Origin of the sequence: Paracoccus halophilus (assembly GCF_000763905.1) — a bacterium.
Lineage (GTDB): Bacteria > Pseudomonadota > Alphaproteobacteria > Rhodobacterales > Rhodobacteraceae > Paracoccus > Paracoccus halophilus.
In genome coordinates, this window is sequence record NZ_JRKN01000113.1 from 1 (window position 1) to 476 (window position 476).

The 476-nt window shown below is 56.9% G+C and carries 1 protein-coding gene; it reads right to left on the reverse strand.

All coding sequences use genetic code 11. The annotated features are described in order from the left end of the window. On the reverse strand, window positions 1–277 hold a 277-nt coding region (locus IT41_RS19315; protein WP_036741137.1), incomplete at its 3' end, for an IS5 family transposase. Window positions 278–476: the final 199 nt, after the last annotated feature.

Here is a 476-nt window from a genome sequence, read left to right on the forward strand (position 1 = left end):
CTATCATGATGGTGTCTCCGTCTCGCCCTGGTTGCGCCAAGTCCTTGAAGATGCGTGCGAACACACCCATACGAGACCATCTGACGAACCGGTTGTAGAGCGTCTTGTGCGGGCCATACACCGATGGCGCGTCGCGCCACTGCAAACCGTTCCGTTTGACGTAGATGATCCCACTCAGCACCCGCCGATCATCGACCCTTGGTACGCCACGTGATTTCGGAAAGTGCGGTCGAAGACGCTCCATCTGCGCCTCCGTCAACCAGTAGTAGTCGCTCATGTTGCCCCCGTAGTTTGCGGGCGTGAATCACGACTATCCAAAGGGTTCAAGCGGCCTTATGGGTCCTGACCCTAGAAAGCCTGACGGCGTTATTCGTTCCCGGTTCGCGCCACGCTCAATTGAAAGAACAGGGTGAAAGGAGCTTCGAGTTGGACCAGGATCTTGCGGATATTGTGACCGTAGGCTCAGAGGACGGCGA